This is a genomic window from Streptomyces phaeochromogenes (genome assembly GCF_001418655.1).
GTDB lineage: Bacteria > Actinomycetota > Actinomycetes > Streptomycetales > Streptomycetaceae > Streptomyces > Streptomyces phaeochromogenes.
On record NZ_LIQZ01000334.1, the window covers coordinates 489 to 20,407 of the forward strand.

The following is a 19,919-nucleotide window of genomic DNA, read 5'->3' on the forward strand; positions in this document are numbered from 1 at the left end:
CCGCCACCCTCACCGTCGCCGCCGTCTACGCCAAGGGCCTCGGCTTCGGCGACCTCACCATGGCCCACGACCTGGTCGCCCGCCACGTCGACAACCCGCTCGCGGCCACGGTCCTCGTCTCCACCGCCCGTTCACAGGAAGAACTCGCGGCCGCCGTCCGGAAGTTCCCGGGCGTCCGGGTCGTTCCACCGGCCACCGCGGACTCGTTGCAGGCCGAGCGCCTGCAGGCGAACGCCGAGGTCAACTACTTCGCCATGGGGCTCGTTCTCGCCTTCACCGCCATCGCGGTCGTCAACACGCTCGCCATGTCGGTCTCCGAGCGCGTACGGGAGTTCGCGTTGCTCCGCCTCGCCGGTGCCACACGTCGGCAGGTCCTGCGGATGCTGCGGACCGAAGCGCTGTCGGTGCTGCTCCTGGCCACGACCCTCGGCAGCGGCATCGCGCTCGCCGTCCTCACGGCCTTCAGCATCGGGATGACAGGCAGCGCGGCCCCGGCCGTCACACCCCTGGTGTACGTCACGGTGGTCGCCGCCGCCGGACTGCTCGCCCTCGTCGGCACCGCGTTGCCCGGCCGGGTGGCACTCAAGGCGCGGCCGGTCACGGTGGCAACGGCCAGGGAGTGACCTGAGGGGTCCGGGAGTAAGGGGTGGTGCGCAATGGTGGGGGCCCCTTACACGAAGGGGCCCCCACCGCTACATATGCCCAACTAGGCGTCGGAGTACGCCGACAGGGGAGGCTTTGTGGCTGACGGTTGAGGAAGAGGCCCGCCCGCCCCGGATCAGGAAGTCTGACTGGAAGCCTGACTGGAGGCATGACCGGAGCCCCGAGAAGCCGCCGGCGGCCCGGCCACCGGCGGCCCAGCCACCGGCCGTGCTGTCACCGGCAGGCCGGCCGCCCGCCAAGCCTGGAAGCCGCCCACGAGGTCTGTCGCCCGGTGCAGTCCCAACTGGCGCAGGGACGCTGCCGCGAGGCTCGACGCGTAGCCCTCGTTGCAGACGATCACGACGCGCAGGCCGTGGCTCGTGGCTTCGGGAGCGCGATGGCTGCCCTGGGGGTCGAGGCGCCACTCCAGTTCGTTGCGCTCGACGACGAGGGCGCCGGGGATCAGCCCGTCGCCCTCGCGCAGTGCCGCGTACCGGATGTCGACCAACAGGGCCTCGCCCGCCCGCGCGGCCTCGTGGGCGGCGTCCGCCTCGACCCGGTCGAGGCCCTCACGGACCCGCTCCAGCAACTCGTCGATTCCGACCGGGCCTTCGGTTCCGACCGGGCTTTCGGCGCGTACGGAACCTTCGGCGGTCACTGCCAGTCCGCCGGGCGCTCGACCTGCTCAAGGCGCAGGACCTGGCCGCTGCGGCTGTAGCGGCGGATCTGCGGCAGCGGCGGGTAGTACGCGTGGACGGAGATCGCGTGCTCCTCCGTGGACTCGTTGAGCACCTCGTGCACATGGTGGCGGCCGAAGGAACGGCCCTTGCCGGCCCCCAGCCGCCGTTCCCGGTCGATGCCCTCGGTCAGTTCGAGGGTCTTCCAGCCGTCGGTGGGCAGCCGGGCGGTGAGCGAGTGCTCCTTGAGCTCGCCCGACGCAGTGAGGAAGGCGCCGACCGACTCGGCGTGGTCGTGCCAGCCGGTTCCCGTACCGGGCGGCCAGCCGATGAGCCAGGCCTCGCTGCCGCCGGGCCCTTCGAGGCGTACCCACGTACGGCCCTCGGGATCGAGCGGGAGAGAGGCGATCAGCTCGGCGTCACCGGCCGTGCGCCGGACGAAGTCGAGCAGCTCGGCCTGTGTCGGGCCGGGAGCCGGAGCGGCGACAGCGGCAGAGGGCGTCAGGGAAGGGGAGACAGACACGGGTACCGTCCTGGTCAGCGTTCGCGTGGAGCGCGCGGGAACGACGTCGGCGACGCGCGCTAGTGGAGAGGATGCGAATTCAGCAGGACGGGCGACACACGCAGCCCGCATAGCGGACGAGGTCCATATGGACCCTCCGCCACAGGCGCACACAGGTGTCGGTCACGATCCGGAGTACACCATGACGGTCCGGACCGGTCAACTCAGTGTCACCGACTGGACAGAGCGCACTCAGGACGTCCCCGCCGCGGCCTCCGCCGTGGCCCGGGGGCCGCCCAGAGCCGCCTCCGCCGCCTCGTACAGATCCGCCGGACGCACCCCGCTGAGCGCCGTGACCAGGTGCCCGTCCGGGCGGATCAGCAGCACCGTGTGCGCCGCCGCACCCGGGTAGCTCTCGGCGACCAGCAGCTCGGCGTGGTGCGGCAGCGCGGTCACGGCGGCCGCGAGGCGCGGCATGATCCCGGCCGTCACCCAGTGCTTGCGCTCCCACACTCCGGTCCCCGGCGCGATCAGCAGGACCAGCAGCGCCCCGTGACCCAGCCGGTCCCGCAGCCGTACGAAGGAACCGTCCTCCGCCGTCACCCGTACATCGGCGACCTGGTCGCCCACCGTCGTGCCGACCTCGGCCGACGACTCGGCGCGCGGAGGCGCGAGAGGCGAATCGGCGTGCGCCCCCGGCGCGCCCAGCGGGCCGCGCCCCAGATGACCGTCGGTGAGCAGCGAGTCATGGCCGCGGGCCGACCCGGGCACCGCGGAGCGCAGTCCTCCGGCACGCAGTATCGGCAGTGCCTGGTCGGCGGCGCGCAGGCGTGCGGCGACGACCGCGCGCCGCTCCACCTGGTAGCTGTCGAGCAGCGCCTCGTGCGGGCCGTGGTGCCAGGCCAGGGACAGCTTCCACGCGAGGTTGTCGGCGTCCCGCAGACCGTCGTCGAGGCCCTGCGTGCCGAGCGTGCCGAGCAGATGCGCGGCGTCCCCGGCCAGGAAGACCCGTCCGGCCCGCCACCGGCGTGCCAGCCGGTGATGGACCGTGTGGACTCCGGTGTCCAGCAGCTCGTACGGGGGTGTGGTGCCCCCGCTCCAGCCCGCGAGGGTCTCGCGGACGCGGGCCACCAGCAGGTCCGGCGTGACCAGGTCCTTGCCCGGCGGCAGCAGCCAGTCCAGGCGCCACACGTCGTCGGCGAGCGGACGCGCGGTCACCTCCCCGGCCGAGGGGCCCGACGTCCGCCACGGCGGCAACCGGTGCAACAACGCCTCACCGGGCCACGGAAGTTCCGTACGCAGCGCGGCGACGGCGTGTCGCTCGACGGCGGTGCGACCGGGGAAGCGGATGTCCTGGAGTTTGCGAACCGTCGAGCGCGGTCCGTCGCAGCCGACCAGATAGCTGCCGCGCCACCAGGTGCCCTTGGGCTCGCGGGTGTGCGCAGTGACGCCCGAGGTCTCCTGCTCGATCGAGTCGAGGCGGCTGTCCACGGCGACCTTGACCAGGCGCTCGGTCGCGATGGCGGCCCTGAGCGCGGCGGTCAGTACGTGCTGGGGCACGTGCAGCGGCGCCGGCTCGTCGTCGCCGAACGTGATCTGCCGCATCACCTGCTTGCGCCGCATCGACCGCCATCCGGCCCAACGGAAACCGGCCTCGGCGAGCGGGAACCCCGTCAGGCGCTCGATCAGCGCGGTGGTGTCCTCACGCAGTACGACGGTCCGCGCGAGCCTCTGTTCGTCCTTGCCGGGCCCCTCGTCCAGAACGATGGACGGGACCTCCTGGCGGGCCAGCGCCAGGGCGAGCGTGAGTCCGACGGGCCCCGCTCCGACGATGATCACCGGGTCCACGACGCGGCGCCCCCTGCCCGGAGAGGTGTGCCGAGTGTCTTACCGGGAGTGGCAGGTGGAGCGGGGTGCACGATCACAGAACGTATGCAACCCATTGCCGGTGCTTGCGTCAAGTGACGGAGGCAGTGGCGATCATGCCACTGCCTCCGGTTGCTCACATCTCGTCAGTTCTTCGGTGCGCGCGGGCCGTTCACGGACCCTTCTCGACCTCGTGGGTGACGTCCACGTGGTCGCCGGGTGCGCTGAGCTCGTCGACCGCGTCCACTCCGAGGACCGCGCCGGTGGACTTCTTGCCGCGGCGCAGCCTGCCCTCCAGCCAGCTCGCGAAGCTCGTGAGGGCGAAGTTGATCACGATGTAGATCACCGCGACGATCGTGAAGCTGGCGATGGTGTTCGCGCCGTAGTAGGCGCTCATCGGGCTCACGGCCGCCATCAGGTCGGGGAAGGTCAGGACGGCGCCACCGAGTGCCGTGTCCTTCACGATCACCACGAGCTGGCTGACGATCGCCGGCAGCATCGCCGTGACCGCCTGCGGCAGCAGGATGAACCGCATCACCTGGTTCTTGCGCAGGCCGACCGCCAGCGCGGCCTCGGCCTGTCCCCTGGGCAGCGACAGGATGCCCGCCCGGACGATCTCCGCGAGGACCGAGGAGTTGTAGAGCACCAGGCCGGTGACGACGGCGTACAGCGGACGGTCGTCCGCGTTGACGTTCGTGTACTCGGAGAACAGCGCGAGGCCGAAGATCATGAGGACCAGCACCGGGATGGCGCGGAAGAACTCCACCACGGCGCCGGCCGGGACGCGTACCCAGGCATGCTCGGACAGCCGGGCGATACCGAGGACGGCACCGAGCGGCAGCGCGATGACCATGGAGAGCGCCGCGGCCTTGAGCGTGTTCTGCAGACCCGGCCAGAGGTACGTGCTCCACGCTTCGGTGCCGGTGAAGAAGGGCTTCCACAGCACCCACTCCAGCTGGCCCTTCTCGTCGAGCATGGTGTACACCCACCACAGCACCGCGGCGAGGGCAGCAAGGAACACCACGGAGAACACGACGTTCCGCCGCTTGGCCCGCGGGCCCTGGGCGTCGTACAGGACCGAGCTCATCGCTTCACCGCCACCTTCTTGCTCACCCAGCCGAGGATCAGACCGGTCGGCAGCGTCAGACACACGAATCCGAATGCGAAGACCGCGGAGATCGCGATGAGTTGCGCCTCGTTCTCGATCATCTCCTTCATCAGCAGCGCCGCCTCGGCGACACCGATCGCGGCGGCCACCGTGGTGTTCTTTGTCAACGCGATCAGGACGTTCGCCAGCGGACCGACGACCGAACGGAACGCCTGGGGCAGCACGATCAGCGTCAGCACCTGCGTGAAGTTCAGGCCGATGGCGCGTGCCGCCTCGGCCTGGCCGACGGGCACCGTGTTGATGCCGGACCGCAGCGCCTCACACACGAACGCCGAGGTGTACACGATCAGACCGAGCACCGCGAGCCGGAAGTTCGTGGTGTCGACCTGGTCCGATCCGAGGCTGATGCCCAGGGTCTGGTTGAGGCCGAGCGAGGCGAACAGGATGATCACGGTGAGCGGGATGTTCCGCACGATGTTGACGTAGGCGGTACCGAAACCGCGCATGAGAGGCACCGGACCGACCCGCATGGCGGCCAGCATGGTTCCCCAGATCAGGGAGCCGACGGCGGAGAGGACGGTGAGCTGCACCGTCGTCCAGAAGGCTTCCCACAGGTCGTAACCTTCAAGAAAGTCGAACACGATCTCCCGCGCTTCCGCGTGTGGGGAGGGTCCTTCCTGACAGGTGCGCCGCCCCGGAGGACGGCGCACCTGTCAGGTCAGGTCCCGCTTCACTTGACGATGTTGCCGATCTTCGGGGCGGGCTCGTTCTTGTAGTTCGCCGGGCCGAAGTTGGCCGTCACGGCCTTCTCCCACGCGCCGTCGGCGACCATCTTCTCGAGAGCCGTGTCGATCTTGGCCTTGAGGTCGCTGCCCTTCTTGACGCCGATGCCGTAGTTCTCGTTGGTCATCTTGAAGCCGCCGAGCTTGAACTTGCCCTTGAAGTTCGCCTGCGCGGCGTAGCCGGCGAGGATCGAGTCGTCCGTGGTCAGCGCGTCGAGCTGGCCGCTCTGCACACCGGTCAGGCAGGCCGAGTACGTCGGGTACTCCTGCAGCTGGGCCTTGGGAGCAAGCTTGTCCTTGACGTTCTGCGCCGAGGTCGAGCCCGTCACCGAACACAGCTTCTTGTCGTTGAGGTCCTTCGGCGTCTTGATCGAGTCGTCGTCGGCGCGGATCAGGACGTCCTGGTGGGCCAGGAGGTACGGACCGGCGAAGTCGACCTTCGCGGCGCGCTCGTCGTTGATCGAGTAGGAGGCGGCGATGAAGTCGACGTCACCACGCTGGAGCATGGTCTCGCGGTCGGCGCTCTTCGCTTCCTTCCACTGGATCTGGTTCGCGCTGTAGCCGAGCTGCTTGGCGACGTACGTCGCGACGTCGACATCGAAGCCCTCGTAACCCTGCGGCGTTTTCTGGCCGATGCCGGGCTGGTCGAACTTGATACCGATGGTGATCTTCTTGCTGCCGCCGGAGCCGGTGTCGGCGCTGTCGCTGTCCTTGTCGTCAGAGCCGCAAGCGGTGGCAGTGAGGGCGAGTGCGAGGACGGCGGCCGAGGCGGCGGTGACCTTGCGGAGCTTCATGGTGAACATCCTTTGAGTGGTGAAGATGTGCGATCCGTCGGTGGCGGGTGACGCAGGCCGTCAGTGGTGCAGGATCTTCGACAGGAAGTCCTTCGCCCGGTCGCTGCGGGGGTTGCTGAAGAACTGGTCCGGCACAGCCTCTTCGACGATGCGTCCGTCCGCCATGAAGACGACGCGGTTGGCGGCCGAACGGGCGAAACCCATCTCGTGTGTGACTACAACCATCGTCATCCCGTCACGCGCAAGCTGCTGCATGACTTCCAGGACCTCGTTGATCATCTCCGGGTCGAGAGCCGACGTCGGCTCGTCGAAGAGCATGACCTTGGGGTCCATCGCCAGCGCCCGCGCGATCGCGACACGCTGCTGCTGGCCGCCGGAGAGCTGGGCGGGGTACTTGTCCGCCTGCGTGGCGACACCCACCCGGTCGAGCAGCCCGCGGGCCTTCTCCCCCGCGGCCTTCTTGTCCGCCTTGCGGACCTTGAGCTGGCCCAGCATCACGTTCTCGAGCACCGTCTTGTGCGCGAAGAGGTTGAAGGACTGGAAGACCATGCCGACATCGGCCCGCAGCCGGGCCAGTTCCTTGCCCTCCTCGGGCAGCGGCTTGCCGTCGATCGAGATGTCTCCCGAATCGATCATCTCCAGGCGATTGATGGCGCGGCACAGGGTGGACTTTCCGGACCCGGAGGGCCCGATGACCACGACGACCTCACCACGCGCGATCGTCAGGTCGATGTCCTGGAGCACGTGCAACGCACCGAAGTGCTTGTTGACGTTCTTCAGTACGACCAGATCGTCGGCCGCGGGTACGGCGTCCTTGGTCACCGATACTTCGGTCATCGGCCTCTTGCTCCGTCCTCCTCGGTTGCGGAGGACAGTAGTGATGCCGCACGACCAGCGTCATTACATCTGAGGGGAAATTGAGCATAACGATCTGGTAGCAACCGGACACTCTTCGTGAAGGCCGTGGCGGGCACGTACCGGCTGCGTAACGGAAGTCGGCCGCGCCCCGAACGTACTTGACGCCGTCAGCGTCATCGGACTGACTTCCAGGGGGCACGCGCGCGTGCCCACGACTATCCACCGAAAACGTACGACCGATGAACCGAAGGGGGCCGGGATGAGACTGCTCCTCGTCGAGGACGACAACCATGTGGCCGCCGCTCTGTCCGCGGTCCTCGCACGTCACGGCTTCGACGTCACCCACGCCCGCAGTGGCGAGGAGGCCCTCCAGGCGCTCGTCCCCGAAGGCGCCGGCTTCGGAGTGGTGCTCCTCGACCTCGGCCTGCCCGACCAGGACGGCTACGAGGTCTGCGGCAAGATCCGCAAGCGCACCAGCATCCCCGTGATCATGGTCACCGCGCGCGCCGACGTACGATCCCGGATCCACGGCCTCAACCTCGGCGCCGACGACTACGTGGTGAAGCCGTACGACACCGGGGAACTCCTCGCCCGTATCCACGCCGTCAGCCGGCGCAACGTCGCCGACGAGACCGCGGCCCCCGGGGAGACCGCACTGAACCTGGGCCCCGTACGGATCGAACTGCCCACCCGTCAGGTCAGCGTGGACGGTTCGGTTGTCCAACTGACCCGCAAGGAGTTCGACCTTCTCGCGCTCCTCGCCCAGCGTCCCGGTGTGGTGTTCCGGCGGGAACAGATCATCAGCGAGGTCTGGCGCACCAGTTGGGAGGGGACCGGCCGCACCCTGGAGGTGCACGTCGCGTCCCTGCGATCCAAACTGCGCATGCCGGCCCTGATCGAGACCGTGCGCGGCGTCGGGTACCGGCTCGTCGCGCCCGCCGCGTAGCGGGGCCAGGTGCGCGCACGTCTCCTCCCGCTGCTCATCGTCCTGATGGCGGCCGTACTGCTCGCCCTCGGCGTCCCCCTCGCCGTCAGCCTGGCGGCTGCCCAGCAGCAGAAGCTGGTCGTCGACCGGATCGACGACACGGCCCGCTTCGCGTCCCTCGCACAGTTCGTCACCGACCCGCCGAAGGGCTCACGGGTCGACTCCTACGACGAGCGCCTCAACACGCTCGGCAGGGAACTCATCAAGTACAACGGGCTGTACGGCATCAAGGTCGGCGTGTTCTACCGCGACACCATCATGGCCAAGGCACCCGTGGACTGGTACATCCCCGAGAAGGGCGAGACCCGCGACGCCTTCGACGAGGCCTTCCAGAGCCGCCGCAGCCACGACCCCGAGCAGGTCTGGCCGTGGCAACGGGACCGTCTCGTCGTGGCGTCCCCCGTCATCCGGGACGGCGACGTCATGGCCGTCGTGGTCACCGACTCGCCCACCGGACAGATGCGCTCGAAGATCCTGCGCGGCTGGCTGGTCATCGGCGCCGGCGAGATCGCCGCGATGCTCCTCGCGCTCAGTGCCGCGCTGCGCCTGACCGGCTGGGTGCTGCGGCCGGTACGCGTCCTCGACGCCACCACCCACGACATCGCGACCGGCCGCCTGAAGTCCCGCGTCGCGGTCGCCGGCGGCCCGCCGGAACTCAGACGCCTGGCCCGGTCGTTCAACGAGATGGCCGACAACGTCGAGGACGTGCTGGAACAGCAGCGCGCCTTCGTCGCCGACGCCTCGCACCAGCTGCGCAACCCGCTGTCCGCCCTGCTGCTGCGCATCGAACTGCTCGCCCTGGAGCTCCCCGAGGGCAACGAGGAGATCGCCTCCGTCCGCACCGAGGGCAAGCGCCTCGCGCAGGTCCTGGACGACCTCCTGGACCTCGCCCTCGCCGAGCACGCCGAGGCGGACCTGCGGCTCACCGACATCGGCGAGCTGACCGCCGAGCGCGTGGCGTCCTGGTCGCCGGTCGCCGACGACAAGGGCGTACGACTGGTCGGGACCTGCCCCGCCACGACCGCGTGGGCGGACCCCGTCGCGCTCTCCAGTGCCCTGGACGCGGTGATCGACAACGCGCTGAAGTTCACCCCCGAGGGAGAGTCCGTCGAGGTCGAGGTGGCCTCCAACGGCCAGGTTTCGACCATCGTCGTCACCGACCTCGGTCCCGGCCTCAGCGACGAGGAGCTCACCCGCGTCGGCGACCGCTTCTGGCGGAGCCCCGGCCACCAGAACGTCAAGGGCTCGGGACTCGGCCTGTCCATCTCCCGGGCCCTGCTCGCGGCGGGCGGCGGCAGCATCGTGTACGAGCACCACGAACCGCACGGCCTGAAGGTGACGGTGAGCGTGCCGCGGACGGTGCCGGGAGCCTGAACGGCCGCGCGAGCCGTGCCTGTGCCGCCGCCCCGGCCTGCCGCCGTACGAACCGCTACGGCTTGACCGAGCGGTAGTAGCGCCTCGCGCCCTCGTCCAGTTCCAGCGGATCGGTGTAGATGGCGGTCCGCAGGTCCACGCGCTGGGCCGCGTGCACCTCCTTGCCGATGCGGTCGCGGCTGTTGATCACCGTGCGGGTCATCCCCTCGGTCAGCTCCGTGTCCGTTCCCGCCCGGGTCACGAGCAGGTTCGCCACCGCCACCGTCTGCACGGACTCTCCGGACTGGGCACGGGGATAGGCGTCCGCCGGCATGACGGCGGACCGGTAGTACTCGGCCTCCTGGCCCTGTTCGTGCAGGTTCTCCACGAGGTCGGGGTCTATCGGGACCAGCTTGATGTCGAACCTGTTCGAGAGCTCGGTGACCGCACTCGTCGGGAGCCCGCCCGACCAGAAGAAGGCGTCGATCTTCTTCGCTTCGAGAAGCTTCGGCATGTCTCCTATGCCGACGGACACCGGCTGGATGTCCTTGTCCAGGTCGAGGCCGGCCGCTCTCAGCACATGCTCGGCGACGAGCCGCACCCCGGAGCCGGTCTGACCCACCGCGACCTTCTTGCCCTTCAGCTGCCCGATGGTGTCCACGGAGGACGTCTGGGGGACGACCACGTGCACGTAGTCGTCGTACAGCCGGGCGCAGCCGCGCAGCTGGTCCGCGCCCGGGCCGCCCTCCCGCTTGTACTTCGCCACCGCGTCGGCGGCAGCGATGGTGAAGTCTGCCTGCCCGGTGGCGACCCGCTGCACGTTCTGCTGCGAGCCGACGCTCTCCCGCAGCTCCACGTCCAGGCGCGGCATGTCCTTCGCGAGCGCCTCCTCGAGCAGCGTGCCGTACAGCTGGTACACGCCGGTCGGCGATCCCGTACTGAAGGACACCGTCCCGCCCGGTGTGCTCTTGCCCAGGGGCAGCAGCCACCACAGGAGCAGCCCGAAGGCCACGAAGGCTGCGGCCGACCCCTGCAGGGCCCGGCGTCTGCCGATACGGGAAAATGCCTGGAACATGGGCGCGATCCTGCCAGCACACCGCCCACGATGACCAGGGCCGGGCTCCCCGAGGCGAGTGCCGCGGCCCGTACGCCACCGCCCTAAAGGCGCCAGGGCCGGACGTACTCCGGGCACCGCCTACCCTTGTCGCATGAGCAGCAGCGACCGGAGCCCGGCAGTGGACCTGACGAGAACGTATGAAGTACGCACTTACGGATGTCAGATGAACGTCCACGACTCGGAACGGCTCTCCGGACTGCTCGAGGACGCCGGATACGTACGCGCGCCCGACGGCTCCGACGGTGACGCCGACGTCGTCGTCTTCAACACCTGCGCGGTGCGGGAGAACGCCGACAACCGTCTCTACGGGAACCTCGGCAGGCTCGCGCCGATGAAGACGAAGCGGCCCGGCATGCAGATCGCCGTCGGCGGCTGCCTCGCCCAGAAGGACCGCGACACCATCGTGAAGAAGGCGCCCTGGGTGGACGTCGTCTTCGGTACGCACAACATCGGCAAGCTGCCCGTCCTCCTGGAGCGCGCCCGCGTACAGGAAGAGGCGCAGGTCGAGATCGCCGAGTCGCTCGAAGCGTTCCCCTCGACGCTGCCGACCCGCCGCGAGAGCGCGTACGCGGCCTGGGTCTCCATCTCCGTGGGCTGCAACAACACGTGCACCTTCTGCATCGTCCCGGCGCTGCGCGGCAAGGAGAAGGACCGCAGGACCGGCGACATCCTCGCCGAGATCGAGGCCCTGGTCGGCGAGGGCGTCTCCGAGATCACGCTGCTCGGGCAGAACGTAAACGCTTACGGCTCCGACATCGGCGACCGCGAGGCCTTCAGCAAGCTGCTGCGGGCCTGCGGGAAGATCGAGGGCCTGGAGCGCGTCCGCTTCACCTCGCCGCACCCGCGCGACTTCACGGACGACGTCATCGCCGCGATGGCCGAGACACCGAACGTCATGCCGCAGCTGCACATGCCGATGCAGTCCGGCTCGGACACCGTCCTGAAGGCGATGCGCCGCTCCTACCGGCAGGAGCGGTACCTCGGGATCATCGACAATGTCCGCGCCGCGATCCCGCACGCCGCGATCACCACCGACATTATCGTCGGCTTCCCCGGCGAGACCGAGGAGGACTTCGAGCAGACCCTGCACGCGGTCCGTGAGGCCCGCTTCGCGCAAGCGTTTACGTTCCAGTACTCCAAGCGCCCCGGCACCCCGGCGGCGACGATGGAGGGGCAGATCCCCAAGGAGGTCGTTCAGGGGCGCTACGAGCGTCTCGTCGCCCTCCAGGAGGAGATCTCCTGGGACGAGAACAAGAAGCAGGTCGGCCGCACGCTGGAGCTGATGGTCGCCGAGGGCGAGGGCCGCAAGGACGGCGCCACCCACCGACTCTCCGGTCGCGCCGCCGACAACCGCCTGGTGCACTTCACCAAGCCCGACGAGGAGGTGCGCCCGGGTGACGTGGTGACGGTCGAGATCACGTACGCCGCCCCGCACCACCTCCTGGCCGAGGGCCCCACCCTGAAAGTGCGCCGCACGCGCGCGGGGGACGCCTGGGACAAGCGCAACGCCGCCGAAGCCGTGAAGCCGGCGGGCGTCATGCTGGGGCTGCCGAAGATCGGGGCGCCGGAGCCGCTGCCGGTCGCCACGGGCAGCGGGTGCGGCTGCGACTGACCGCGTCACGGGCCGGGAAGGGGTCCCTCATGCCGTACAGCGTGGAGTTCACCGAGCGCGCCGCACGCGTCCGGGACAGCCTTCCCGCCGAGCGCCGGGAAGTGCTGGACCGCGGGCTGGCCATATTGGTGGCCGACCCGCGCCACAAGCTGTCGCACGCCGTGGGCGGCGACGAGTCGACCCGCGAGATAGCCCTCTCCCGGAACCTGTTCGTCGAGTACGTGATCAGCGACGGCAAGCTCGTGGTGCTCCTCCTCACGGTCATCGATCTCACGGACGTGCTGATCGAGGAGTGACGTCCGGCGGGGCGGGCGTGGTGCTGGGCAAGGCGTGGCGTTGGGCGGGGTGTGGCGACGGGGTCCGCCGGGGAGTGACATCCGGCCGCACGAGGAGTGCCATCGGGCCGTCCCACGGGGTTACGCTGCCGATCATGCTTGTCGCCGCCGCCGTCTGTCCCTGCCCGCCTCTCCTCGTGCCCGACGTCGCCGCGGGCGCCGCACCCGAACTGGACGCCGCGCGTGCCGCCTGCACGGACGCGCTGGGGGTACTGGCCGCCGCGCGGCCCGACCGGCTGGTTGTGGTCGGCCCCGCCGAGCAGAGCGGGCGTGGGCCGCATTCGGAGGGCGCTCGGGGTACGTTCCGTGGCTTCGGCGTGGATCTCGACGTCAGGCTGGGCCGGAACGGGCCCCGGACGGCGGAAGGTCCGGCGGCCGGATCCGAACCCGTCGAGGGCGCTGATCGGCCTCTGCCGCCTTCGCTCGCGGTCGCGGCCTGGCTGCTCGGTCGTACGGACTGGTCGGACGCCCCCGTCGAAGGTCTCGGCGTGGGGGAACCTCTCGCGGCCGAGCGGTGTATCCAAAGCGGAAGGGAAATCGCCACGCGGGCCGAGCGGGTGGCGCTGCTGGTGATGGGCGACGCCAGCGCGTGCCGCACACTCAAGGCGCCCGGGTATCTGGACGACCGGGCGGCGGGCTTCGACGCGGCGGTGGCACAGGCGCTCGGGACGGCCGACGTGGCCGCGCTTCAGGCGCTGGACGCGGAGCTGGCATACGAGCTCAAGGCCTCCGGCCGCGCACCTTGGCAGGTGCTGGCGGGCGCCGGCGAGGGCGCGGGGCTCGCGGGCGCGCTCCTGTACGAGGACGCGCCCTACGGGGTGGGGTACGTGGTGGCGGCCTGGTCGTAGGGCCTGGGGCGGCGGGCACGGGGCCGGGTTGAGCGTAGTGCCTGGGGCGGTCGTACGTGGCGCTTGGGGCGGTCGTAGGGCCTGGGCCTGGCGTAGGACAAGGGCCGGCCGGTCTGAGTGCCCGGGACGGTCGCGCTTCGCGCTCGGCACGGTCGTAGTGCCTGGGCTGGCCGGTCTTGAGTACCTGGGGCGGTCGCGCTTAGCGCTCGGCACGGTCGTAGTGCCGGGGTCGGCCGGTCTTGAGCGCTGGGGACGGTCGTACGTGGCGCTAGGCGCGGTCGTAGTGCCCGGGCCGGCCGGACTTGAGCACCCGGGACGGTCGGTCTGAGTGCCTGGGGCGGGCGGGCGGTCGCGGCGCACTGGTCGGTCGTCGTGCCCCGGTTGGTCGTAGTTCTCGCGCTTGCCCTGGCCCCCGCGCCGGTCGTAGTACCCGCGCGCCGGGCGCACGGCATCGGGCGGGACATGCCCCTGCCGAGGATTCGGGCAGAGGCGAAGCCGACAGGCGCGGGGTGGCAAGCGATATGTCAGGCGTGGCCATCAGGGTGGGCTGTCAGCCGCGGACCGTCAGGCGTGCGCCGTAAGGCGCAGGCTGTCCGTGGGCCGCCAACACGGCGGACGGCCCGGAGCTCAGCATGCTCCGAGGCCGTCCGCCGATGTGGTGTCGCTCAGGATGCCGAGGGCGGTGGTGCCGGGGGAGACGGGGGCGTCGCGCGGCTGTCCGTACCGTCATCCTCCTTGTGCGCGAGTCGGTCCAGGGCGCCCTTGGCCTTGCCCGTGCCCGTCTGGATCTTGTCGCTGTACTTGCCCTTGGTCTTCTCATCGGCCAGCTTCGCGGCCTTGTCGAGACCCTGCCCGAGCTTGTCGATCTTTCCCCCGTGCTGTTGCGCGAGGTCGGAGACCTTCTCCTTGGCGGGCGCGAGCCTGGCCTTCACGTTGTCCAGGAGACCCATGGTTCACCTTCCCTCGCGGGACAGTTACTTGCGGGCGCCCTCGCCGGCCTCGCTGTCGGCCGCCTCCTCGGCGGACTGCTGCTTGGGGATCTCGACGCCCTCCGCCGCGGCCTCGTCGGACTCCGCCGACTCCGACTCCGTCGCCGCTGCGGACGAGGTCTCGGTCTCGGCCTTCGCCGACCCCTTCGCCGCGTCCTCCGAGTCCTGCGCATCCGCCCCGGACTCGGCCGTCACAGCACCGGCTTCAGCCTCGGCGGTCGACGCCTCCTCCGAACCCTTCGACTTAGGCCCATCTTTCCGAAGAAGCCGTGCAAAAACGCCCATATCATCTCCATACTCTACTCATGTGGGCGAAATTCCGCGTTGCCCGGTGCGTCCCATTGCGTCGCCCGGGTCACCGGCCCTCACGACCGGCGGCTGGAACCTCGCAACAGGCAACGACCCCGGCCCCGCGCCGTCACGTCGCTCGTTCGAGAAGAGGCCCCGAGGTTTGCGAGACTGTTGCGGTGAGTAGTCCTGCCCCCGCCCCGCGGGTCATCGCCGTCGTCGGTCCCACCGCGGCGGGAAAGTCCGATCTCGGCGTCCATCTGGCCCAGCGCCTGGGCGGCGAGGTCGTCAACGCCGACTCGATGCAGCTCTACCGGGGGATGGACGTCGGTACCGCCAAGCTGACGCCCGAGGAACGGGGTGGCATCCCGCACCATCTCCTGGACATCTGGGACGTGACGGTCACCGCGAGCGTCGCCGAGTACCAGCGCCTCGCGCGCGATCGCATCGACGCCCTCCTCGCAGAGGGCCGCTGGCCGATCCTCGTCGGCGGCTCCGGGCTGTACGTCAGGGGGGCCGTGGACAACCTGGAGTTCCCCGGCACCGACCCCGAGGTACGGGCCCGCCTGGAGGAGGAGCTCACCCTGCGTGGCTCCGGTGCCCTGCACGCCCGGCTGGCCGTTTCCGACCCCGAGGCCGCCCACGCGATCCTGCCCAGCAACGGCCGCCGGATCGTCCGGGCCCTCGAGGTCATCGAGATCACCGGCAAGCCCTTCACCGCCAACCTCCCCGGCCACGACTCCGTCTACGACACCGTGCAGATCGGCGTCGACGTGGCACGCCCCGAGCTCGACGACCGCATCGCCCTGCGGGTCGACCGCATGTGGGAGGCCGGCCTCGTCGAGGAAGTGCGCGCACTGGAGGCGCAAGGGTTGCGCGAGGGGCGTACGGCGTCGCGTGCCCTCGGCTACCAGCAGGTGCTCGCGGCGCTCTCGGGGGAGTGCACGGAGGACGAGGCGCGTGCCGAGACTGTCCGTGCCACCAAGCGCTTCGCGCGCCGTCAGGATTCCTGGTTCAGGCGCGATCCACGGGTGCATTGGCTGAGTGGGGCTGCGGCGGATCTCACAGAACTTCCGCAGCTCGCGCTGGCGTTGGTCGAACGACCGGTCACAGCCTGATCACGTCCTGGCATCGGGACGCTCCGGCCGTCATCCCGGTCTCCGAGGCCGTGCCATCATCGAGCTTCGATCGACCAAGTGGAGTCCGAGTTGGGAGGGCGCGTGGCGATGGAGGCCGGCCCTCGCGACACCGCACAAGGCGCGGAACAAGGCACCGCCACCGGCGGGGCGCACGACACCGCACAGGAGCAGCAGGACCCCGATGAGGACCGACTGAGCCCGGACGGGCCCGACGAGATCACCGGCGGGGTCACCGACGACGGTCCCGAGCCCGACGAGATGTTCCCCGGGCCCGAGGTCGAGGTCGAGCTTCGCCCGCAGCGCCGTATGCGCATCTGGCAGCTCGCGCCCATCGTGAGCCTCGCCGCACTCGGCTCCCTGATGTTCGCCTTCCCGCTCGCCTTCGACTTCGGCGACAGCGGGGCCATGATCGCCATGCTCGGCCTGCTGATCTGCTCCTGTGCCGCCGGCTGGGGCATGATGGCCGCCCGCCGCGTGGGTTACACGTGGCCCGGCCTCCCGCAGCGCGGCTCCGGCCGCCGCCCGGACTGGCGGGTCGCCATCGCGTACGCAGTGGTCGTCGCCGCGGTCGTGGTGCTCGCCGTGTGGCGCGTGGCCCGGCTGCGCTGAACCTCCCGGGGGTCTGCGCCTGCGCGCGGTCCTGCCCCAGGTCCGGTGTGGTCCGGCTGTCGGACCGCTCGGCCCGGTTGTCGTATCGACCCCTTACGATCGAGGAATGAGCACGCGGATCGCCTTCCTCAAGGGGCACGGGACCGAGAACGACTTCGTGATCATCCCCGACCCCGAGAACGTCATCGACCTGCCCCCGGCCGCCGTCGCCGCCCTGTGCGACCGCCGCGCGGGCATCGGCGGCGACGGTCTGCTGCACGTCGTGCGGTCCGCGGCACACCCCGAGGCCCGGGCGATGGCGGCCGAAGCGGAATGGTTCATGGACTACCGCAACGGCGACGGCTCGGTCGCGGAGATGTGCGGCAACGGAGTGCGTGTGTTCGCCCACTATCTCCAGCGCGCCGGACATGTGGCCGAAGGTGACATCGCCGTCGCCACGCGCGGAGGCGTCAAGACGGTGCACATCGCCAAGGAGGGCGACATCACCGTCGGCATGGGCAAGGCGCTCCTCCCCGAAGGGGACGTCACCGTGAGCGTCGGCGAGCGCAGCTGGCCCGCGCGCAACGTCAACATGGGCAACCCCCACGCCGTCGCCTTCGTGGAGGACCTCGACCACGCCGGAGATCTGTACACCGCGCCGCCGTTCAGCCCCGCCTCCGCGTACCCGGACGGCGTGAACGTCGAGTTCGTCGTCGACCGTGGTCTTCGTCACGTCGCTCTGCGTGTGCACGAGCGCGGCTCCGGCGAGACCCGCTCGTGCGGCACGGGCGCGTGCGCCGTGGCCGTGGCGACCGCGCGCAGGGACGGCGCCGCCCCCGCGGTGACCGGCACACCGGCGACGTACACGGTCGATGTGCCCGGCGGGCGCCTGGTGATCACCGAGCGGCCAGACGGCGAGATCGAGATGACCGGGCCCGCGGTGATCGTCGCAGAGGGTGAGATCGACGCCGGATGGCTCGAAACCGCGACCCCCTGAACCTTCGCTCGAATGGGTGATCCGTTTCACGCTCGGCGAGAGGCGGTCGGTCGGGCGTGGTGGGCTCGGTAGCATCAAGCACCGGCCCGGACGGGGGAACGACGCCATCCCCAGAGCCGCGCAGTACGCCATGGGGCACCCCGTCCGCCGGTCCACGCAGCCGGAGGTGCCCATGAGTGCGGAGGCCACGAACCCCGCGACGCCCGGCCCCATGACGCCCGGGGCACAGCGCAGGAGAAGCCGCCCCCGGATCGACCTGCGACGCCTCGGCCGGGCCGCTCTCCTGGGCCCCGCGGTCCGCGGCCGGCTGCCCGACGCGATCGGTCACGTGGTCGAGGCCCACCGTGCCCACCACCCCGACGCCGACCTGGACCCGCTGCGCCGCGCGTACGTCCTCGCCGAGTCCTCGCACCGCGGCCAGATGCGCAAGAGCGGCGAGCCGTACATCACGCATCCGCTCGCCGTGACGCTGATCCTCGCCGAACTCGGCGCGGAGACCACGACTTTGACGGCGTCTCTGCTCCACGACACCGTCGAGGACACGGAAGTGACACTCGATCAGGTGCGTGAGGAGTTCGGCGAGGAGGTCCGCTACCTCGTCGACGGCGTGACCAAGCTGGAGAAGGTCGACTACGGAGCGGCCGCCGAGCCCGAGACGTTCCGCAAGATGCTCGTCGCCACCGGCAGCGACGTACGCGTGATGTCGATCAAGCTCGCCGACCGGCTGCACAACATGCGCACCCTCGGCGTGATGCGCCCCGAAAAACAGGCGCGCATCGCCAAGGTGACGAGGGACGTACTGATCCCGCTCGCCGAACGCCTGGGCGTGCAGGCCCTGAAGACCGAGCTGGAAGACCTCGTCTTCGCGATCCTGCACCCCGAGGAGTACGCCCACACCCGCCAACTCATCATCAACAACGCCTCGCGCGATGACGATCCCCTCGAGGAGATCGCCGAAGAGGTACGGGTGGTCCTGCGCGAGGCCGGTCTGCAGGCCGAAGTCCTCATCCGGCCACGGCACTTCGTCTCCGTGCACCGCGTCTCGCGCAAGCGCGGCGAGATGCGCGGCTCCGACTTCGGACGACTCCTGGTGCTCGTGAACGAGGACGCCGACTGCTACGGGGTCCTCGGCGAACTGCACACCTGTCTCACGCCCGTGGTCTCGGAGTTCAAGGACTTCATCGCCGTCCCGAAGTTCAACCTGTACCAGTCGCTGCACACCGCGGTCGCCCGCACCGACGGCCAGGTGGCCGAAGTCCTCATCCGTACGCACCAGATGCACAAGGTCGCCGAGGCCGGCGTCATCGCGCTCGGCAATCCCTACGCTCCTCCTTCGGAGGAGCAGACGGACGGCGACGGCACGCGTGCCGGTGACGCGGTGGACGGCGAGCGCGCCGACCCGACCCGTCCCGGCTGGCTCTCCCGCCTCCTCGACTGGCAGGAGGCGGCCCCGGACCCCGACACGTTCTGGTCGACGCTCCGCGAGGACCTCGCCCAGGACCGGGAGATCACCGTCTACCGGCCCGACGGCGGCACGCTCGGGCTGCCCGCCGGGGCCAGTTGCGTCGACGCCGCGTACGCCCAGTACGGCGAGGACGCGCACGCCTGCATCGGCGCGCGCGTCAACGGCCGCCTGGTGAGGCTCAGTACGGTCCTGAGCGACGGCGACACCGTCCAACTCCTCATGGGCCAGGACGCGGCCTCCGAGCCCTCCAGGGAGTGGCTGGAGCACGCGCACACGCCCGTGGCGCGGATCGCCATCACCCGCTGGCTGGCCGCGCACCCCTCGCCCGCCGCGCCGCCAGAGGCGCCCGCCACGACCCGCCGCCCGTCCGCGGACGCGCCCGCCGCGCGCCCGGCCGCCGCGGACGTCGTCGTCGACCAGCCCGGCGCGACCGTACGCCTCGCCGGCTGTTGTACGCCCGTGCCGCCCGACGACATCACCGGCTTCGCCGTACGCGGCGGAGTGGTGACCGTGCACCGCGTCGAGTGCGCGGGCGTGACCCGCATGAAGGAGCTCGGACGCACGGAGGTCGGAGTGCGCTGGGGCGACACCTCGGAGTGCCGCGTCACGCTCTTCGTCGAGTCCTTCGGACGGCCCCACCTGCTCGCCGACCTCACCGAGGCCATCGCCCTGGAGGGTGGCGACATCGTCTCGGCGACCGTCGAACCGCCCAGCCAGCAGCGCGTACGCCACACCTACACGCTCCAACTCCCCGACGCCGCCCACCTTCCCGTGCTGATGCGGGCGATGCGCAACGTCCCGGGTGTCTTCGACGTGGGCCGCGCACAGCACCAGACGACAACTCCGTAGAGCCGCGACTCGGCGGAAAGCGCCCGTTCGGGTGGGCTCGGCGCGAGTCGTCGCCGCAGGACGGGCGGTCGCTGATAGCCGTGGTCCATGCTGCGCACCCCCAGGACCACCCCCCGCACCGGGAC

At 70.3% G+C, this 19,919-nt stretch carries 21 protein-coding genes; 10 read left to right on the forward strand and 11 right to left on the reverse strand.

Annotation, left to right across the window (positions count from 1 at the left end; all coding sequences use genetic code 11):
• Positions 1 to 623 (forward strand): ABC transporter permease (locus AOK17_RS52770; protein WP_245697584.1); only part of this gene is annotated, 623 nt, incomplete at its 5' end.
• 155 nt (positions 624 to 778) lie between these two features.
• On the opposite strand, the gene AOK17_RS36160 is transcribed toward AOK17_RS52770, so the two are convergent.
• The 8 genes from AOK17_RS36160 to AOK17_RS36190 form a co-directional block, all read right to left on the reverse strand.
• On the reverse strand, positions 779 to 1,300 hold the full coding sequence (locus AOK17_RS36160) for a rhodanese-like domain-containing protein (protein ID WP_079053470.1): 522 nt from the start codon (positions 1,298 to 1,300) through the stop codon (positions 779 to 781).
• Positions 1,297 to 1,842, reverse strand: a complete 546-nt coding sequence (locus AOK17_RS36165; RefSeq protein ID WP_055616836.1) for a cupin domain-containing protein — start codon at positions 1,840 to 1,842, stop codon at positions 1,297 to 1,299. The genes AOK17_RS36160 and AOK17_RS36165 overlap by 4 nt, the downstream gene beginning before the upstream one ends.
• Before the next feature lie 79 nt (positions 1,843 to 1,921).
• A complete protein-coding gene (locus AOK17_RS54115; RefSeq protein WP_313960178.1) occupies positions 1,922 to 2,008 on the reverse strand; it encodes a putative leader peptide in 87 nt (28 codons plus the stop codon).
• A 65-nt stretch (positions 2,009 to 2,073) separates the two neighbouring features.
• Positions 2,074 to 3,669 carry an FAD-dependent monooxygenase gene (locus AOK17_RS36170; RefSeq protein WP_055616837.1) on the reverse strand — a complete coding sequence of 532 codons (1,596 nt, stop codon included), beginning with the start codon at positions 3,667 to 3,669 and terminating at the stop codon, positions 2,074 to 2,076.
• 190 nt (positions 3,670 to 3,859) lie between these two features.
• Positions 3,860 to 4,774, reverse strand: a complete 915-nt coding sequence (locus AOK17_RS36175; RefSeq protein ID WP_055616838.1) for an amino acid ABC transporter permease — start codon at positions 4,772 to 4,774, stop codon at positions 3,860 to 3,862.
• A complete protein-coding gene (locus AOK17_RS36180) occupies positions 4,771 to 5,436 on the reverse strand; it encodes an amino acid ABC transporter permease (protein WP_055616839.1) in 666 nt (221 codons plus the stop codon). Before AOK17_RS36180 ends, AOK17_RS36175 begins: the two co-directional genes overlap by 4 nt.
• A gap of 89 nt (positions 5,437 to 5,525) precedes the next feature.
• Positions 5,526 to 6,371 carry a glutamate ABC transporter substrate-binding protein gene (locus tag AOK17_RS36185; RefSeq protein WP_055616852.1) on the reverse strand — a complete coding sequence of 282 codons (846 nt, stop codon included), beginning with the start codon at positions 6,369 to 6,371 and terminating at the stop codon, positions 5,526 to 5,528.
• A 60-nt stretch (positions 6,372 to 6,431) separates the two neighbouring features.
• The gene (locus tag AOK17_RS36190) at positions 6,432 to 7,208 is read right to left on the reverse strand and encodes an amino acid ABC transporter ATP-binding protein (RefSeq protein WP_055616840.1); all 777 of its coding nucleotides are present in this window, start codon (positions 7,206 to 7,208) and stop codon (positions 6,432 to 6,434) included.
• Between the two features lie 280 nt (positions 7,209 to 7,488).
• On the opposite strand from AOK17_RS36190, the gene AOK17_RS36195 reads away from it, so the two are divergent.
• Positions 7,489 to 8,175, forward strand: coding sequence for a response regulator transcription factor (locus AOK17_RS36195; protein ID WP_055616841.1), 687 nt, complete (start codon positions 7,489 to 7,491; stop codon positions 8,173 to 8,175).
• 9 nt (positions 8,176 to 8,184) lie between these two features.
• Entirely contained in the window at positions 8,185 to 9,588 is a 1,404-nt protein-coding gene (locus tag AOK17_RS36200; protein ID WP_055616842.1) for a sensor histidine kinase, read from the forward strand.
• 55 nt (positions 9,589 to 9,643) lie between these two features.
• Here AOK17_RS36200 and AOK17_RS36205 read toward each other — a convergent pair whose 3' ends face one another.
• Positions 9,644 to 10,642, reverse strand: a complete 999-nt coding sequence (locus tag AOK17_RS36205; RefSeq protein WP_055616843.1) for a TAXI family TRAP transporter solute-binding subunit — start codon at positions 10,640 to 10,642, stop codon at positions 9,644 to 9,646.
• Between the two features lie 133 nt (positions 10,643 to 10,775).
• On the opposite strand from AOK17_RS36205, the gene miaB reads away from it, so the two are divergent.
• From miaB to AOK17_RS36220, 3 genes are all read left to right on the forward strand, one after another.
• Positions 10,776 to 12,296 carry a tRNA (N6-isopentenyl adenosine(37)-C2)-methylthiotransferase MiaB gene (gene miaB / locus AOK17_RS36210; protein WP_079053472.1) on the forward strand — a complete coding sequence of 507 codons (1,521 nt, stop codon included), beginning with the start codon at positions 10,776 to 10,778 and terminating at the stop codon, positions 12,294 to 12,296.
• A 29-nt stretch (positions 12,297 to 12,325) separates the two neighbouring features.
• Positions 12,326 to 12,592 (forward strand): hypothetical protein, encoded by a 267-nt coding sequence (locus AOK17_RS36215; protein WP_055616853.1) that lies wholly within the window; start codon positions 12,326 to 12,328, stop codon positions 12,590 to 12,592.
• Between the two features lie 134 nt (positions 12,593 to 12,726).
• On the forward strand, positions 12,727 to 13,479 hold the full coding sequence (locus tag AOK17_RS36220) for a class III extradiol dioxygenase subunit B-like domain-containing protein (protein WP_055616845.1): 753 nt from the start codon (positions 12,727 to 12,729) through the stop codon (positions 13,477 to 13,479).
• A gap of 665 nt (positions 13,480 to 14,144) precedes the next feature.
• Here AOK17_RS36220 and AOK17_RS36225 read toward each other — a convergent pair.
• Both AOK17_RS36225 and AOK17_RS36230 read right to left on the reverse strand, forming a co-directional pair.
• A complete protein-coding gene (locus AOK17_RS36225) occupies positions 14,145 to 14,429 on the reverse strand; it encodes an antitoxin (RefSeq protein WP_055616846.1) in 285 nt (94 codons plus the stop codon).
• A 24-nt stretch (positions 14,430 to 14,453) separates the two neighbouring features.
• Entirely contained in the window at positions 14,454 to 14,663 is a 210-nt protein-coding gene (locus AOK17_RS36230; RefSeq protein ID WP_342671547.1) for a gliding motility protein, read from the reverse strand.
• 272 nt (positions 14,664 to 14,935) lie between these two features.
• Here AOK17_RS36230 and miaA point away from each other — a divergent pair, with 272 nt between their 5' ends.
• The 4 genes from miaA to AOK17_RS36250 all read left to right on the forward strand — a co-directional run bounded on the left by miaA (position 14,936) and on the right by AOK17_RS36250 (position 19,794).
• On the forward strand, positions 14,936 to 15,874 hold the full coding sequence (miaA, locus tag AOK17_RS36235) for a tRNA (adenosine(37)-N6)-dimethylallyltransferase MiaA (protein ID WP_055616848.1): 939 nt from the start codon (positions 14,936 to 14,938) through the stop codon (positions 15,872 to 15,874).
• A 108-nt stretch (positions 15,875 to 15,982) separates the two neighbouring features.
• Complete coding sequence (locus AOK17_RS36240; protein WP_055616849.1) at positions 15,983 to 16,504, forward strand: hypothetical protein; 522 nt, start codon at positions 15,983 to 15,985, stop codon at positions 16,502 to 16,504.
• A gap of 106 nt (positions 16,505 to 16,610) precedes the next feature.
• Positions 16,611 to 17,480: a diaminopimelate epimerase gene (dapF, locus tag AOK17_RS36245; protein WP_055616850.1), complete on the forward strand. Its 870-nt coding sequence runs from the start codon at positions 16,611 to 16,613 to the stop codon at positions 17,478 to 17,480.
• Positions 17,481 to 17,652: 172 nt separating this feature from the next.
• On the forward strand, positions 17,653 to 19,794 hold the full coding sequence (locus AOK17_RS36250) for a RelA/SpoT family protein (protein ID WP_055616851.1): 2,142 nt from the start codon (positions 17,653 to 17,655) through the stop codon (positions 19,792 to 19,794).
• Positions 19,795 to 19,919: the final 125 nt, after the last annotated feature.

Bases quoted from the DNA above. Each gene is read 5' to 3' on its own strand.
- AOK17_RS36175 (WP_055616838.1), bottom strand. From the start codon at position 4,774: ATGAGCTCGGTCCTGTACGACGCCCAGGGCCCGCGGGCCAAGCGGCGG.
- AOK17_RS36185 (WP_055616852.1), bottom strand. From the start codon at position 6,371: ATGAAGCTCCGCAAGGTCACCGCCGCCTCGGCCGCCGTCCTCGCACTC.
- AOK17_RS36190 (WP_055616840.1), bottom strand. From the start codon at position 7,208: ATGACCGAAGTATCGGTGACCAAGGACGCCGTACCCGCGGCCGACGAT.
- AOK17_RS36195 (WP_055616841.1), top strand. From the start codon at position 7,489: ATGAGACTGCTCCTCGTCGAGGACGACAACCATGTGGCCGCCGCTCTG.
- AOK17_RS36205 (WP_055616843.1), bottom strand. From the start codon at position 10,642: ATGTTCCAGGCATTTTCCCGTATCGGCAGACGCCGGGCCCTGCAGGGG.
- miaB (WP_079053472.1), top strand. From the start codon at position 10,776: ATGAGCAGCAGCGACCGGAGCCCGGCAGTGGACCTGACGAGAACGTAT.
- AOK17_RS36215 (WP_055616853.1), top strand. From the start codon at position 12,326: ATGCCGTACAGCGTGGAGTTCACCGAGCGCGCCGCACGCGTCCGGGAC.
- AOK17_RS36220 (WP_055616845.1), top strand. From the start codon at position 12,727: ATGCTTGTCGCCGCCGCCGTCTGTCCCTGCCCGCCTCTCCTCGTGCCC.
- AOK17_RS36225 (WP_055616846.1), bottom strand. From the start codon at position 14,429: ATGGGTCTCCTGGACAACGTGAAGGCCAGGCTCGCGCCCGCCAAGGAG.
- AOK17_RS36240 (WP_055616849.1), top strand. From the start codon at position 15,983: ATGGAGGCCGGCCCTCGCGACACCGCACAAGGCGCGGAACAAGGCACC.
- dapF (WP_055616850.1), top strand. From the start codon at position 16,611: ATGAGCACGCGGATCGCCTTCCTCAAGGGGCACGGGACCGAGAACGAC.
- AOK17_RS36250 (WP_055616851.1), top strand. From the start codon at position 17,653: ATGAGTGCGGAGGCCACGAACCCCGCGACGCCCGGCCCCATGACGCCC.